Here is a 12,576-nt window from a genome sequence, read left to right as displayed (position 1 = left end):
CGCCCCGCTAAATTTTGCCGCGCTTATTTACCAGGGGCGGGTCAGCGGGTATTGTACGCGCCCACACAGGAGGAAGCCGATGAACCGCAAACCGGGCCTGCACCCACGTAACCGCCACCACAGCCGCTATGATTTTGACGCGCTGACAGAGAGCTGTCCGGCGCTTGGCGCTTTTGTCCGCCCGTCGCCCGCAGGCGAGCCGACAATTGATTTCGCCGATCCGCAGGCGGTGAAAACCCTTAATCAGGCGCTGCTGGCGCACTTTTACGGCGTGCGGGAGTGGGACATTCCTGACGGTTTCCTCTGCCCGCCCGTACCGGGCCGCGCGGATTATATTCATCATCTCGCCGATCTGCTTGCCGAAGGCAATGGCGGCGCATTGCCCGCGCAGGCGAGCGTGCTGGATATCGGCGTTGGTGCCAACTGCATTTATCCGTTGATCGGCCAGCATGAATATGGCTGGCGTTTTACCGGCACCGACACCAGCGATGAGGCGATCCGCAGCGCGAGCGCGATTATCGACGCCAATCCAGGGCTCAACCGCGCGATCCGCCTGCGCCGCCAGAAAAGCCCCGGCGCGATTTTCAACGGCATTATTCACAAGAATGAGAGTTACGACGCCACGCTGTGCAACCCGCCGTTCCATGACTCCGCCGACGCGGCAGAAGCGGGCAACGCGCGCAAGCGCCGCAACCTGGGGCTTGCCGCTGACAGCGGGCTTAACTTCGGCGGCCAGCAGCAGGAGCTGTGGTGCGAGGGCGGCGAGGTCGGGTTTATCACGCAGATGATCGCCGAGAGCAAGCTGTTCGCCCGTCAGGTGCTGTGGTTTACCACGCTGGTGTCGAAAGGCGATAACCTGCCGTTGCTCTACCGCGCGCTGGAACAGGCCGGGGCGGTGAAAGTGGTTAAAAAGGAGATGGCGCAGGGGCAGAAGCAGAGCCGTTTTATCGCCTGGAGTTTTCTCGATACGGCCCAGCGCGAACGCTGGGCACAAAACCGCTTGCGGTAATCAGACGGTCGGGTTGGCGGGCGGCAGTGCGCCGCCTGCCGCGGCCTGTGCTTCGGCGGCTGCCGCAGCATCCGGCATCGGCTGCATCACCTGCACCGTCTGTACCGGCGGGCGAATGCCTGCCAGATCGAAGTGTTTTTTCACCATTCCGTCGAGCGCGAAGCGCACCGTCCACTGCTTAAGCGGCTGGGTGGTGAACGTCACGCGGATCGTAAAGGCCGTATTGGTCAGCCCCACAATGCCTACCACGTTTGGCTCGCCTATCACCAGCATGCGGATATCTTCCTGCTCCATCAGTTCATCCACCGCGGCGCGCAGAGCGCGGTTAGCTTTCTCGGTCTCTTCAAACCTGTCGACATCATAGTTCGCCACAAACGAGCCGATACCGCGCACGAAATTCGCGAAAGTGGTGATCGATGACCACGGAATAATGTGATACGCGCCAGTATCCTGGCGCACGCCCACCGACCGGATCGACATACGCTCAACCGTTCCCGTAAGCGGGCCGATCGTCACCAGATCGCCGGTGTTCATCCCATTTTCAAACTGAATAAAGATGCCGGTAATAATATCTTTCACCAGCGTCTGGGAGCCGAACGACACGGCGAGACCCAGCGCGCCTGCGCCCGCCAGCAACGGGGCGATATTCACGCCAATCTCCGAGAGCACAATCATGATGGTGATGGTGCTGATAATTACGGCGAGGGCGTTGCGAAACAGCGTCAGCAGCGTGCGGGTGCGGGCGCTCGGCATCGGGCGGCCGTGGATATCAGAGGCGAGGCGGCTCTCGATCAGGCTCGCCAGCAGCGTCCAGCCGACGGCGGAGAAGAACACTATCAGCGAGATGCGAATTAAAATATCGACGGCTTTCTCGCCCGCGCCGACGGTGAGCCACGTCCAGAAATCAAACAGTCCCCAGGCGTTCAGCAGCAGCATCACCGCCACGCAGACGGTAAGAAAGCGCGCGAGCTTCAGCGAAACCGACAGCCAGCCGTTCAGGCGCTTTTGCAGCTCTGGATAGTTGCGCTGCACCGGCGGCGAGAGCGTGATGGTTTTGCTGAGCCAGCGGGTGAATACGCCGCAGATAAACGCCGCGACGCTCACAATCGCCAGCGTTTTCAGCGACGCGCCCATCATCGTTTTCAGGCTGTTGCCCGGATCGAAGAGGGAAAAGAAAAACAGCACGATGAAATAGGCGCTGGCGAGCCAGTGCCAGATGAGCGCGAAGGCGCGGATAAACAGGCTGAAAAACGCGAGCGAGCGGTCCGCGAGGCGCGTCAGCCCGGCGGTGATGGCGCGCTTGTTATGAAAGATGAGATAAAGCGCCCAGGCGGTCATCGTCAGCATGATGATGACATTCGCCAGCGCGCCAACCTGCACGTTAACCTGTGCTGAGATAATCGGCACGGCCACCAGCAGGCCGTAGCCAATCAGACTGCTCAGCCCGCTCAGGCGCAGGTGCCAGTAACGCGCGCTGGCGTCGCTGATGACAAACGGGCGCAGCGACGGAAAACGCGGGGAGAACATCAGGCGCAAAATCGCTTTGAAGAACTCAATAAGCGCGAAAGCGTTGAGGAACAGCCCTTGCTGGCGGGCGATAGTGCGGCTGCCTGCGTTCATCATCTCAATGGCGAGCTGGCCGACAAACAGCGTCAGCGCCAGCAGCGCGAGGTCGATAAGAAACGCGAGGATAATCATCAGCGGCAGCTGAACCCAGCTCGCCCGGTGGATGTTTTTACGCCGTCCCCACTGGCCCATTTTGCGATACAGCGGAATAGCGCAGGCGCGCACTGCAAAATAAAAGAGGAAGACCGAGACCGCGAGCAGGCTGAAATGGCTCAGCGCGTTGAAGAACGTTTTTTCGTTGAAAGGTTTATGCGGCGCATTAGTGATATTGCGATGGAGCTGCGCAAAGCGTCCGGCAAACTCGCCGCCGTAGTGACGGGTGACCTCGGTGACGTTCTCCAGTACCGTTTTATCTTCTTCATTATTCACCGGCGGCTTGATGACCGGCGTCGGCTGATCGGCTGGCGTCGCCGCCGCCTGGCGCAGCTGCTCGATAAGCGCTTTGCGGGAGGCCTCATTTTCCAGCACGTCCGCGAGCGCCGCGTAAGCGGCTCTCTTTTTATCGGCATCGGGCTCGGCGGGCGGCGTCTCGCTTTTCTGGGTGGTCGACGCGCCGACCACCGCGGCGGGCAGGCTTACGGCGTTGGCTGAGACGGTAAACAGGCTGACAAGCAGCAGCAAAATCCACGGCACGCTCTCCTCCGGCTGAGAAAGTGACACAAAGAGGTAAGTATAGTGCCCGGATAAGCGAAGCCCGGAAAAGAGGAGTATTCCGCAGCGGGTTTAATGTAACCGTTGGATACAGCGACTGACGATAAAGGTGGGTGCGCTTACACTTACCCACCCTACAAAGAACTCAGGGCAGCAATGTAGGGCGGGTAAGCTTGCGCACCCGCCTTAAAAGCGCCATACCCACCGCAAGCCCATAAAAAAACCCTCTCCGGGGAAAGGGTTCGTCATGATGAAAACCTTACGACACGTGCTGCAAAAACTCCTGCAGGCGCGGGCTTGGCGGGTTCTCGATAAGCGCCTGCGGGTTGCCGTCCTCGGCGATGCGGCCTTTATCGATAAAGATCAGGCGTGAGGCCACTTTCTCGGCAAAGCCGATTTCGTGGGTCACGATCACCATCGTCATGCCTTCTTCAGCGAGATCCTGCATCACTTTCAGCACTTCGTGGCGCAGTTCCGGGTCGAGCGCGGAGGTCGGCTCATCAAACAGCATCATCTTCGGCTTCACTGCCAGCGCGCGGGCGATCGCCACACGCTGCTGCTGGCCGCCGGAGAGCTCGGACGGATAATGGTGACCGCGCTCGGCAAGGCCCACTTTCGCGAGCAGCTCTTTCGCCAGCTTCTCGGCTTCCGCTTTGCTGGCGCCGCGCACGCGAATTGGCCCGAACATCACATTCTCCAGCGCCGTCAGATGCGGGAACAGGTAGAACTGCTGGAACACCATGCCCGCTTCCTGGCGAATCAGGCGCTCGTCGACTTTCGGGTCGTTGACTTTCAGGCCATCGACAATCAGATCGCCGCTGGTAATCTCTTCGAGCTTGTTAATGCAGCGCAGCAGCGTGGATTTGCCGGAGCCGGACGGCCCGATAATCACCACCACTTCACCCTGGTTAATTTTTAAATCGATATTGTGCAGCACCTGAGTTTGACCAAAGTGCTTGGAGACATTTTTAAATTCAATCACAGGATTTTCATCCTTCTTTCCAGACGACGCAGAACAAAGCTCAGAACGAGGGTAATGATCAGGTAAATCACCGCAACGGCGCTCCAGATCTCAAGCGCACGGAAGTTGCCCGCGATGATCTCCTGGCCCTGACGGGTCAGCTCGGCGACGCCGATAACGATAAACAGCGAGGTGTCTTTGATGCTGATGATCCACTGGTTACCAAGCGGCGGCAGCATACGGCGCAGCGCCAGCGGCAGGATCACGTGACGAATGGTTTCGCGCTTCGACAGCCCCAGCGCCAGGCCCGCTTCGCGAAAGCCTTTATGAATAGAAAGCACCGCGCCGCGGGTGATCTCCGCGATATACGCACCGGAGTTGATCATGATAGTGACCACTGCCGCGGTGAACGGGTCGATACGCAGGTCGTTAAACGCCATCGGCAGGGCGAAGTAGATAAACATCACCTGCACCACAATCGGGGTGCCGCGGATGATTTCGATAAAGACCAGTGCGATATGATTCGCAATCCAGCCGCCAAACGAGCGGGCGAAACCGGCCACCAGACCGATTATCAGACCGCCCACCAGACCGAGGACCGAAATCCATAAGGTCATTTTGGCGCCTTCAAGCAAGAGGGGAATGGCAGGCCAGATGGCGCTCCAGTCAAACTGCATGATGATTTCCTGTGTTACCGTGGTTCAAAAATAGCAGGGGCGAAGGCCGCCCCTGACTGATGATAACTGCTTAATAAGAATTATTATTTTGGCTCGGTGCCGAACCATTTTTTGTAGATTTCGTTATAGGTGCCGTTCTCTTTCAGGGTTTTCAGCGCGCCGTTGACTTTGGTGCGCAGTTCGTCGCTGCCTTTCGGGAACGCGATGCCATACTGTTGGCCCGCCAGAGAATCACCTACCGCTTTGAACTGGCCGTTACCTGCGGTTTTGATGAAGTAAAGGATGTTTGGCGTGTCGTGCAGCACGGCGTCAGCACGGTTGGTGCCAAGCTCCATGTACGCGTTGTCGATGTTCGGGAACTGACGCAGATCTTTCGTTTTGATGTTCGCTTTCGCGTAATCCACCGAGCCGGTGCCGCTCTTCACAGCAACGACTTTACCGTCGAGATCTTTCACGCTTTTCACGTCGTTGTTATTCGCTTTTACCATCACCAGCAGGCCGCTGTTGTAGTAGCCGTCGGAGAAGTCGATCGCTTTTTTACGTTCGTCGGTAATGGTGATGCCGGCCAGCGCCAGGTCAACATTTTTGGTTTGCAGCGCAGGAATGATGCCGCTGAAATCCATCGGTTTTAAGGTGTAGTCGAGCTTAAGCTCTTTAGCGATAGCGGCCCACAGGTCGACATCAAAGCCGACATACTTATCGCCTTGTTTAAATTCGAAGGGAACAAACGCGGTGTCGGTTGCTACAACCAGCTTATCCGCCGCCTGAGAAGAGACCGCAAAGGCCAGAGTCAGGGCTGCCAGGGAAACTTTAAAAACAGACTTCATAGCATTTCCTTTATTTATCCGCGGGGCGATCCCCGATAAGAACATAGCGCTGCATGAAAAAATCATGCCAGTTTTACAAGCCGCTGTTTTGAAAGGCAAGAAAAAAGTCCTTTTGCACAAATTGCGCGCTTTTTCAACAGCCATGCACCACAATGGCGCACCAAAATAGTGCGTCAGGGCGAGCCATCGGGTGGATAGCCTTTTTAGCCTGAAAAGCGGTGATAAAACAATCTCTGGTTAACGATTGTGTGAGGGGATTATTACAAATAGATAACGTTTGCGGTGGGAGAGGGCAAAATTATGCCCCTTTATAGTGCAAAACCCCCTCCGCAAGGGAGAGGGCGTGATAAGTAAAGCGTCTGGTCGGTTATCGAATTATTCGATGTTCGATTCGATAAACCACAGGAATTTATCCAGGTCGCGGGACGCGGCGGTGAAGATATCAGCCGTGTCTTCATCCTGCGCTTCGCTGATGGCTTTACGCACATCGTTGGCGACGATAGCGTAACGATCCGCCAGCTCTTTCAGGTGATCCTGAACGCTGTGGATATCCAGCGGGTAGCTTTTCAGCGGAGTTTTGCTGTTGATCACCTGTGTGGTGCCCAGCGCCACGCCGCCCAGCTGTACAGCACGTTCAGCGATGGTATCCATATGACCAGTCAGCGCGGTACGGAAGCCGTCCAGCATTTCATGCACGCCAATGAAGTTAGCGCCGCGCATATTCCAGTGTGCCTGTTTAGTAATCAGCGACAAGTCAATGAAATTAACCACCTGGCGGTTTAACAGCTCGATGGTGGCCTTTTTGTCGCTGTCAGCTACATCGTTACGCGTGTAGAGCAGATCGGAAGCCTTTGTTTTAACCAGTTTAGCGGTACCCATAATTTCATATCCTCTTGATGATTGTGTCCCAGGAAATTACGGAATTAAGTATAGCACCGTGTTTTGAGTTTGCTGGCGAGGCTGTACCTATCAAATAAATAGCAAGGGTGTGTTTGCTTTATTTTTGCTTAAGGAACAGATGGTTGTGTAATTTTGTAAGGATTTTTATAGCGCTAAAATCAGGGCGTGATTAATGACGAAGCGCGCGCGTAGATATTTTAAAAGCGAATGAGTCGCAACGCGGAAATATCTTAAAACTGTCATAAAAGGTTATTCCGGCACAGCATCAACCGTGCCGGGAAATAATTATTTTTTTTAATCAATGTCGAGGCTTTTTATCTGCGTTTCACGTCTGAGCGTCAGCGTCGAACCGACAGAAGCGATAATAATCGACAGCAGCGCCAGCCATTGCACCAGTGTCAGCGTCTCGCCCAGAAAAATCATGCCGGTAAAGGCTGCCAGTGCCGGTTCCATACTCATTAGCGTACCGAATGTTCGCGTGGGCAAACGCGTCAGCGCCGTCATCTCCAGCGAGTAGGGTAGCGCGGTAGAAAGAATGGCGATCCCAATACCGGCGGGCAGCACTGACCAGTGCCAGAGCGCCTCGCCCGCCGCCGCCGCGCCGATGGGCACGAAAACGATAGCGGCAATAAGCGACCCGAGGGCGACGGTCGCCGGGCCGTGCTCCGCGCCCGCTTTCTGCCCGGCGATAATATAGATGGCCCAGCATACGCCCGCGCCCAGCGCACAGGCGGCGCCGAGCGGATCGACATGCGTGACGTCCTGACCGAGCGGCAGCAGAAACCACAGCCCAAGCACCGCAAGCGCTACCCACAGAAAATCCACCGGACGCCGCGAGCCAAACAGCGCCACCGCCAGCGGGCCGGTAAACTCCAGCGCGACGGCGATACCCAGCGGCACGGTACGAATCGACAGATAAAAGAGATAGTTCATCGCACCCAGCGCCAGGCCATAGATCAGCAGCGGCATGCGCTGGCTGCGGGTAAAGCGCAGCCGCCAGGGTTTAAACACCACGGCCAGAATCAGCGTGCCAAGCGCCAGACGCAGCGCGGTGACGCCAGGCGCGCCCACTACCGGGAACAGCGATTTGGCAAGCGAAGCGCCGCTCTGAATCGACGCCATCGCAACGATGAGCACAATAACGGGCAGCCAGAGAGGCGTTTTACGGGGTAACGTTGGCATCCTGCACCTGTAAAAGTTAAAGATAAGTAAATGCGATAGCTTACTGTATTTAACTCTCTGGTGGTTGAGCAATCATTGATAAACGCACCCGAAATAACCGGTATCATACTTCCGTCAGCGCAAAAAATGCGCAGTCGCGTTTAGGAATAATCCGGATGCAGTCGTGCGTAACCTGAGACGATAATGATTCCCGCCTGGTAAAATCCAGTGTTTTTAGCAGGATAGACGCGGGCGGAAACGTTCTGTTACAGGAAAGAGCGCATTAGACAACGCGAACAACAAAGAGTTTCCTGCTGGGTTTTGATATATTTAAATCTTAGGACTTACTTGAAGCACATTTGAGGTGGTTATGAAAAAAATTGCATGTCTTTCAGCACTGGCTTGTGTTCTGGCCGTTTCCGCAGGTTCTGCTGTTGCTGGCACCGCTACCGTTACCGGTGGCTACGCGCAGAGCGACGCTCAGGGCGTGATGAACAAAATGAACGGTTTCAACCTGAAATACCGTTATGAGTTCGACGACAGCAACCCGCTGGGCGTGATCGGTTCTTTCACCTACACCGAAAAAGACCGCACTGAAGATGGCGTATATGGTAAAAACCAGTACTACGGCATCACCGCGGGTCCGGCTTACCGTATCAATGACTGGGCAAGCATCTACGGCGTAGTGGGTGTTGGTTACGATAAAGCACAGGCTACCAACGGCACTGATAAAGCAGACACCAGCGACTACGGCTTCTCCTATGGCGCAGGTCTGCAGTTCAACCCGGTTCAGGACGTAGCTCTGGACTTCTCCTACGAGCAGAGCCGTGTGCGTAACACCGACATCGGCACCTGGATCGCAGGTGTGGGTTACCGCTTCTAATCACTTCGGTGATGAAAAAATCCGCCCACGGGCGGATTTTTTTTATCTGCACATCATGCAGCGCATCGCATTTGCCGTATTAACGGGTACGCGCGTCAAACAGATCCGTACCGAGGTGATCATAGCTCACCTTGTTAAGTTTAAAGTTAGTGACAAACACCGGCCCCGCCTTTTGCCCGGAAATAAATTTATATTTCGGCGCAATCTCTTTCACTTTGATTCCCGTCCACTGAACAAAAAAGCTCAGGAAATCATTGGCTGAACGCCGCGCTTTGATAATGCGGTGGGCTTTGTCATCGCTCGACAACACCATAAACGGCACCTGGAAATTCTGCTGAAATTTATCGTCGTGCGCCAGGTACTGCACCGCCTTGCCGCGCTCTTTGATGGCAAGCCCGTGATCGGAAAAGTAAACCATTGAGAAGCTCTGCCCGCTGTTTTGCAACTGCTGGTACAGCTTGCTTAGCAGGTCGTCGGTCTGACGAATGCTGTAGAGATAGCAGGAGGTCTCTTTCGACTGCACAAACTCGTCATATTTGCCCTGGGTGCGGTCGCAGGCCTGGGGGTGCGAACCCATCAGGTGCAGCACGATAAGCTGGGGCTGCGGGCGTTGCGTTGCCAGCACCTGAGCCGTCATCTTCAGCAGCGCTTCATCGCGCGTGTTTTTATCCGCCTCGAAATCACCGCTTTTTAAGAAATGCACTTCATCGGCGCGCTTAGCGATGCTGGCGATGGCAGTGTCATATTCGCCAATCTGCCCCTGGTTGGAGAACCACCAGGTCTGAAAACCGGCGCGGTTAGCGAGCGTGACGAAGTTATCCTGATATTGCGGTTTATTATCGACGACGCGGTTAAGCGTCAGCCCCAGTGATTTCTGTGTTGACCCGCTGGCGGCGATGTAATCGGTAAAAAGGTAGCCATTGACGTGGCTTGCAAACGGGCTGTTATCCCACTGGCCGCCAAAGGCGCCTACCGCGTCGCGGCGCACGCTCTCGCCTATCACCACCACATAGGTGTGATATTTCGGTGCGACCGCCAGCACATTCCAGGAGTCTTTCATTCTGGAGAGGGCCTCCATGCGTTGCTGCTCCTCCAGCACTTCGCGGTTATTGACCACCACATCTTTCACAAAGCGAAACACCGGATAGCCGCTGTCTTTCAGGGCGAAAACGCCGCCGTAAAGCTGGTTTTGCACTGGCGTAACGAAAAAACTCACCACGCTGACGGCAATGCAGAAGCTGTCGAACGGCTGCCAGCGCGAGGGTGCCTGCGGTGTGCGGCGCACCGCGATAATGCCGAGCGTAAAAATAAACAGCGACACCAGATAGCTGTACCACGGGAAAATCGTCAACAGCTCCGTCGACTCTTCCATATTCGTGGCGTGCAGGGCCAGCAGCGTATTGAAGTTCGGCGCGCCGTAGGTCTGCCCGAAAGGGAAATAGAGCCCGGCCACCAGAGAGCAGACGGCTAAAAGGCCTTTCTGCGCGCGCGGCGCGGTTTTCCACAGCAGCAGCAGCACGCAGCAAAACGCGATGGCGTACAGCAGGCTGAATTCATAACCCAGAGCGAAATTAATTAATAACGATTCCAGAAAATAGAAGCCAATCCACGGATCGAGAGCGATGCCGCGCGCAGCAAGAGTATTTTTTAGCGTTAGATTCATAGTACGGATTCAACGAAACGCCATGCGTAAACCCTGGCGTCAAGGGTATTCGCCCGTCAGAGTGCTGGACCAGAAGGGAGGGAGATCCGCATTCGGTATCGTCGTAAGAGCAGGGCTGCAAGAAGATAGAGCCGCACGAAAAGAATAGCAACGGGGGGAAACCAACTAGTTTGCGAGAAAGGCTGCAAATTTCGCCAAAAGAGAGGTTAAAGCCAACGTGAGGAGCGCCAGGGCTCAGGATAACGCAAAAAAATGACAAAAAAATGGCAAGCGCGTGGGAAAGGGGAGCGGGTTATTGTTGCCCGTTATCATCCTGCCCCGGCTGGGGTTTGGGATTAAACATATCGCACAGCATATTCAGCAGCCGCAGCCGCACCTGAAAGGGGGAGTGAGTAAACACGTTCAGACACCTCATTAATTCGTTCATACCACACCTCCGCGTCTCACAGTCAGTCAACATCACGACTGTTCGCATTACATACAGATATAGCACAGGCTATGTTATATAGCTATGGCTAACGCGTTAATTTTTTGTGCTCGTGAATCTGTGGTTTACAATGGCCCGCAAACAGCGTTAACCGTATCGCGCCACTGTAATGAGGAAGTATCAATGAGCCGTCGGGCAGGTAAGCAGAGCAGCATGAAAGTGACGCAGCTGGTCAATGTCGAAGAACATGTGGAAGGCTTTCGCCAGGTACGTGAAGCCCACCGCCGCGAACTTATCGACGATTACGTCGAGCTGATTTCCGATCTCATTCGGGAGGTGGGCGAAGCGCGTCAGGTAGATATGGCGGCGCGTCTTGGCGTTTCGCAACCGACCGTTGCGAAAATGCTCAAGCGTCTTGCCTCTGTAGGGCTGATTGAGCAGATCCCGTGGCGCGGCGTGTTTCTGACGCCGGAAGGCGAAACGCTGGCGCAGCAGAGCCGTGAACGACATCAAATCGTCGAGAACTTCCTGCTGGCACTCGGCGTTAACCCGGATACCGCACGCCGCGACGCCGAAGGGATGGAGCACCATGTCAGCGAAGAGACGCTTGAGGTCTTTCGTCGTTTCAGCCAGCAAAACGGGTTCGAATAATCATGTTACTTCGCCTCGCGCGTCCTTTTCTGCACGACCGGTTTTTCCAGCTTTTACTGATTACCGGCGTGATCCTCTCCTTTTTTGTGCCTTTCGCGCCGCGCGAGTGGCCGCAGGCCGTCGACTGGCGCACCATCATTACCCTTGCCGGGCTGATGATGTTGACCAAAGGCGTTGAACTGAGCGGCTATTTCGACGTGCTGGGCCGCCGTCTGGTGCGGCGCTTTTCGACAGAGCGCAGCCTGGCGCTCTTTCTGGTCTGCGCCGCCGCACTGCTCTCCACTTTTTTAACTAATGACGTGGCGCTGTTTATCGTGGTGCCGCTGACGCTGACGCTGAAAAAACTCTGCGCCATTCCGGTTAACCGCCTCATTATTTTTGAAGCGCTGGCCGTGAATGCCGGTTCGCTGCTGACGCCCATCGGCAACCCGCAAAATATTCTCTTATGGGGCCGCTCGGGCCTCGCGTTTGGAGAATTTATTCTGCACATGGCACCGCTTGCGCTGGCGCTGATGGCGAGCCTGCTGCTGCTCTGCTGGTTTTGCTTTCCAGGTAAGGCGCTGCATTATCAGTCGCACGATAAACAGCACGAGTGGCAGCCGCGCCTGGTCTGGAGCTGCCTTGCGTTCTACATCGTGTTTTTAACCGCGCTGGAGCTGAATATCGCCCTGTGGGGGCTGGCGCTGGTGGCGGTGGGGTTCCTGCTGGTGGCGCGCCGGGTGCTTATCAGCATTGACTGGAGCCTGCTGCTGGTCTTCGTGGCGATGTTTATCGATGTGCATCTGCTGACCAAACTGCCTGCGCTCACGTCCAGTTTGCATCATGTTTCGCAACTGCCGCCCGCTGGTCTGTATGCGCTGGGCATCGGCCTGTCGCAGTTTATCAGCAACGTGCCCGCGACCATTTTGCTGCTCAACTATGTACCGCCGACGACGCTGCTCGCCTGGGCGGTCAACATCGGTGGATTCGGGCTCCTGCCAGGCTCGCTCGCGAACCTGATTGCGCTGCGTATGGCGGCTGACCGCCGCATCTGGTGGCGCTTTCACCTCTACTCGCTGCCGCTCTTACTGTGGTCGGCGCTGGTGGGGTATGCACTGCTGTGGGGACTGTTTCTCAGATAATGCTAATTTGTCAGTTTTT

At 55.8% G+C, this 12,576-nt stretch carries 12 protein-coding genes; 4 read left to right on the top strand and 8 right to left on the bottom strand.

Features of this window, described 5'->3' with window-relative positions:
- The first annotated feature begins 79 nt into the window (after positions 1–79).
- On the top strand, positions 80–1,009 hold the full coding sequence (gene rlmF, locus G9X48_RS09295; protein WP_012125278.1) for a 23S rRNA (adenine(1618)-N(6))-methyltransferase RlmF: 930 nt from the start codon (positions 80–82) through the stop codon (positions 1,007–1,009).
- On the opposite strand, the gene ybiO is transcribed toward rlmF, so the two are convergent.
- The 6 genes from ybiO to rhtA form a co-directional block, all read right to left on the bottom strand.
- A complete protein-coding gene (ybiO, locus tag G9X48_RS09290) occupies positions 1,010–3,268 on the bottom strand; it encodes a mechanosensitive channel protein (RefSeq protein WP_097640692.1) in 2,259 nt (752 codons plus the stop codon). It abuts the gene before it with no gap.
- A gap of 277 nt (positions 3,269–3,545) precedes the next feature.
- Positions 3,546–4,268 carry a glutamine ABC transporter ATP-binding protein GlnQ gene (glnQ, locus tag G9X48_RS09285; protein ID WP_004388458.1) on the bottom strand — a complete coding sequence of 241 codons (723 nt, stop codon included), beginning with the start codon at positions 4,266–4,268 and terminating at the stop codon, positions 3,546–3,548.
- Positions 4,265–4,924 carry a glutamine ABC transporter permease GlnP gene (gene glnP / locus G9X48_RS09280; protein ID WP_004388457.1) on the bottom strand — a complete coding sequence of 220 codons (660 nt, stop codon included), beginning with the start codon at positions 4,922–4,924 and terminating at the stop codon, positions 4,265–4,267. Before glnP ends, glnQ begins: the two co-directional genes overlap by 4 nt.
- An 83-nt stretch (positions 4,925–5,007) precedes the next feature.
- Complete coding sequence (glnH, locus tag G9X48_RS09275) at positions 5,008–5,751, bottom strand: glutamine ABC transporter substrate-binding protein GlnH (protein WP_007782268.1); 744 nt, start codon at positions 5,749–5,751, stop codon at positions 5,008–5,010.
- Between the two features lie 375 nt (positions 5,752–6,126).
- On the bottom strand, positions 6,127–6,630 hold the full coding sequence (dps, locus tag G9X48_RS09270) for a DNA starvation/stationary phase protection protein Dps (RefSeq protein WP_007768605.1): 504 nt from the start codon (positions 6,628–6,630) through the stop codon (positions 6,127–6,129).
- 315 nt (positions 6,631–6,945) lie between these two features.
- Positions 6,946–7,833, bottom strand: coding sequence for a threonine/homoserine exporter RhtA (gene rhtA / locus G9X48_RS09265; RefSeq protein WP_007902071.1), 888 nt, complete (start codon positions 7,831–7,833; stop codon positions 6,946–6,948).
- A gap of 349 nt (positions 7,834–8,182) precedes the next feature.
- Between rhtA and ompX the strand changes: the two genes are divergently transcribed.
- Positions 8,183–8,695 (top strand): outer membrane protein OmpX, encoded by a 513-nt coding sequence (gene ompX, locus G9X48_RS09260; protein ID WP_004388453.1) that lies wholly within the window; start codon positions 8,183–8,185, stop codon positions 8,693–8,695.
- Between the two features lie 79 nt (positions 8,696–8,774).
- Here the strand turns inward: ompX and G9X48_RS09255 are convergent, their stop codons facing one another.
- Positions 8,775–10,358, bottom strand: a complete 1,584-nt coding sequence (locus G9X48_RS09255; RefSeq protein WP_097640693.1) for a phosphoethanolamine transferase — start codon at positions 10,356–10,358, stop codon at positions 8,775–8,777.
- A 292-nt stretch (positions 10,359–10,650) separates the two neighbouring features.
- Entirely contained in the window at positions 10,651–10,785 is a 135-nt protein-coding gene (mntS, locus tag G9X48_RS09250) for a manganase accumulation protein MntS (RefSeq protein WP_007848577.1), read from the bottom strand.
- A 183-nt stretch (positions 10,786–10,968) separates the two neighbouring features.
- Between mntS and mntR the strand changes: the two genes are divergently transcribed.
- Both mntR and G9X48_RS09240 read left to right on the top strand, forming a co-directional pair.
- Positions 10,969–11,436 (top strand): manganese-binding transcriptional regulator MntR, encoded by a 468-nt coding sequence (gene mntR / locus G9X48_RS09245; protein WP_004388452.1) that lies wholly within the window; start codon positions 10,969–10,971, stop codon positions 11,434–11,436.
- Between the two features lie 2 nt (positions 11,437–11,438).
- The gene (locus G9X48_RS09240) at positions 11,439–12,557 is read left to right on the top strand and encodes an anion transporter (protein ID WP_012125273.1); all 1,119 of its coding nucleotides are present in this window, start codon (positions 11,439–11,441) and stop codon (positions 12,555–12,557) included.
- Positions 12,558–12,576: the final 19 nt, after the last annotated feature.

The sequence above is a fragment of the Cronobacter sp. HA18006 genome, from assembly GCF_011605445.1.
GTDB lineage: Bacteria > Pseudomonadota > Gammaproteobacteria > Enterobacterales > Enterobacteriaceae > Cronobacter > Cronobacter sakazakii.
This window is presented reverse-complemented; position numbering and strand designations above follow the sequence as displayed.

Bases quoted from the DNA above. Each gene is read 5' to 3' on its own strand.
- rlmF (WP_012125278.1), top strand. From the start codon at position 80: ATGAACCGCAAACCGGGCCTGCACCCACGTAACCGCCACCACAGCCGC.
- glnP (WP_004388457.1), bottom strand. From the start codon at position 4,924: ATGCAGTTTGACTGGAGCGCCATCTGGCCTGCCATTCCCCTCTTGCTT.
- glnH (WP_007782268.1), bottom strand. From the start codon at position 5,751: ATGAAGTCTGTTTTTAAAGTTTCCCTGGCAGCCCTGACTCTGGCCTTT.
- dps (WP_007768605.1), bottom strand. From the start codon at position 6,630: ATGGGTACCGCTAAACTGGTTAAAACAAAGGCTTCCGATCTGCTCTAC.
- rhtA (WP_007902071.1), bottom strand. From the start codon at position 7,833: ATGCCAACGTTACCCCGTAAAACGCCTCTCTGGCTGCCCGTTATTGTG.
- ompX (WP_004388453.1), top strand. From the start codon at position 8,183: ATGAAAAAAATTGCATGTCTTTCAGCACTGGCTTGTGTTCTGGCCGTT.
- G9X48_RS09255 (WP_097640693.1), bottom strand. From the start codon at position 10,358: ATGAATCTAACGCTAAAAAATACTCTTGCTGCGCGCGGCATCGCTCTC.
- mntS (WP_007848577.1), bottom strand. From the start codon at position 10,785: ATGAACGAATTAATGAGGTGTCTGAACGTGTTTACTCACTCCCCCTTT.
- mntR (WP_004388452.1), top strand. From the start codon at position 10,969: ATGAGCCGTCGGGCAGGTAAGCAGAGCAGCATGAAAGTGACGCAGCTG.
- G9X48_RS09240 (WP_012125273.1), top strand. From the start codon at position 11,439: ATGTTACTTCGCCTCGCGCGTCCTTTTCTGCACGACCGGTTTTTCCAG.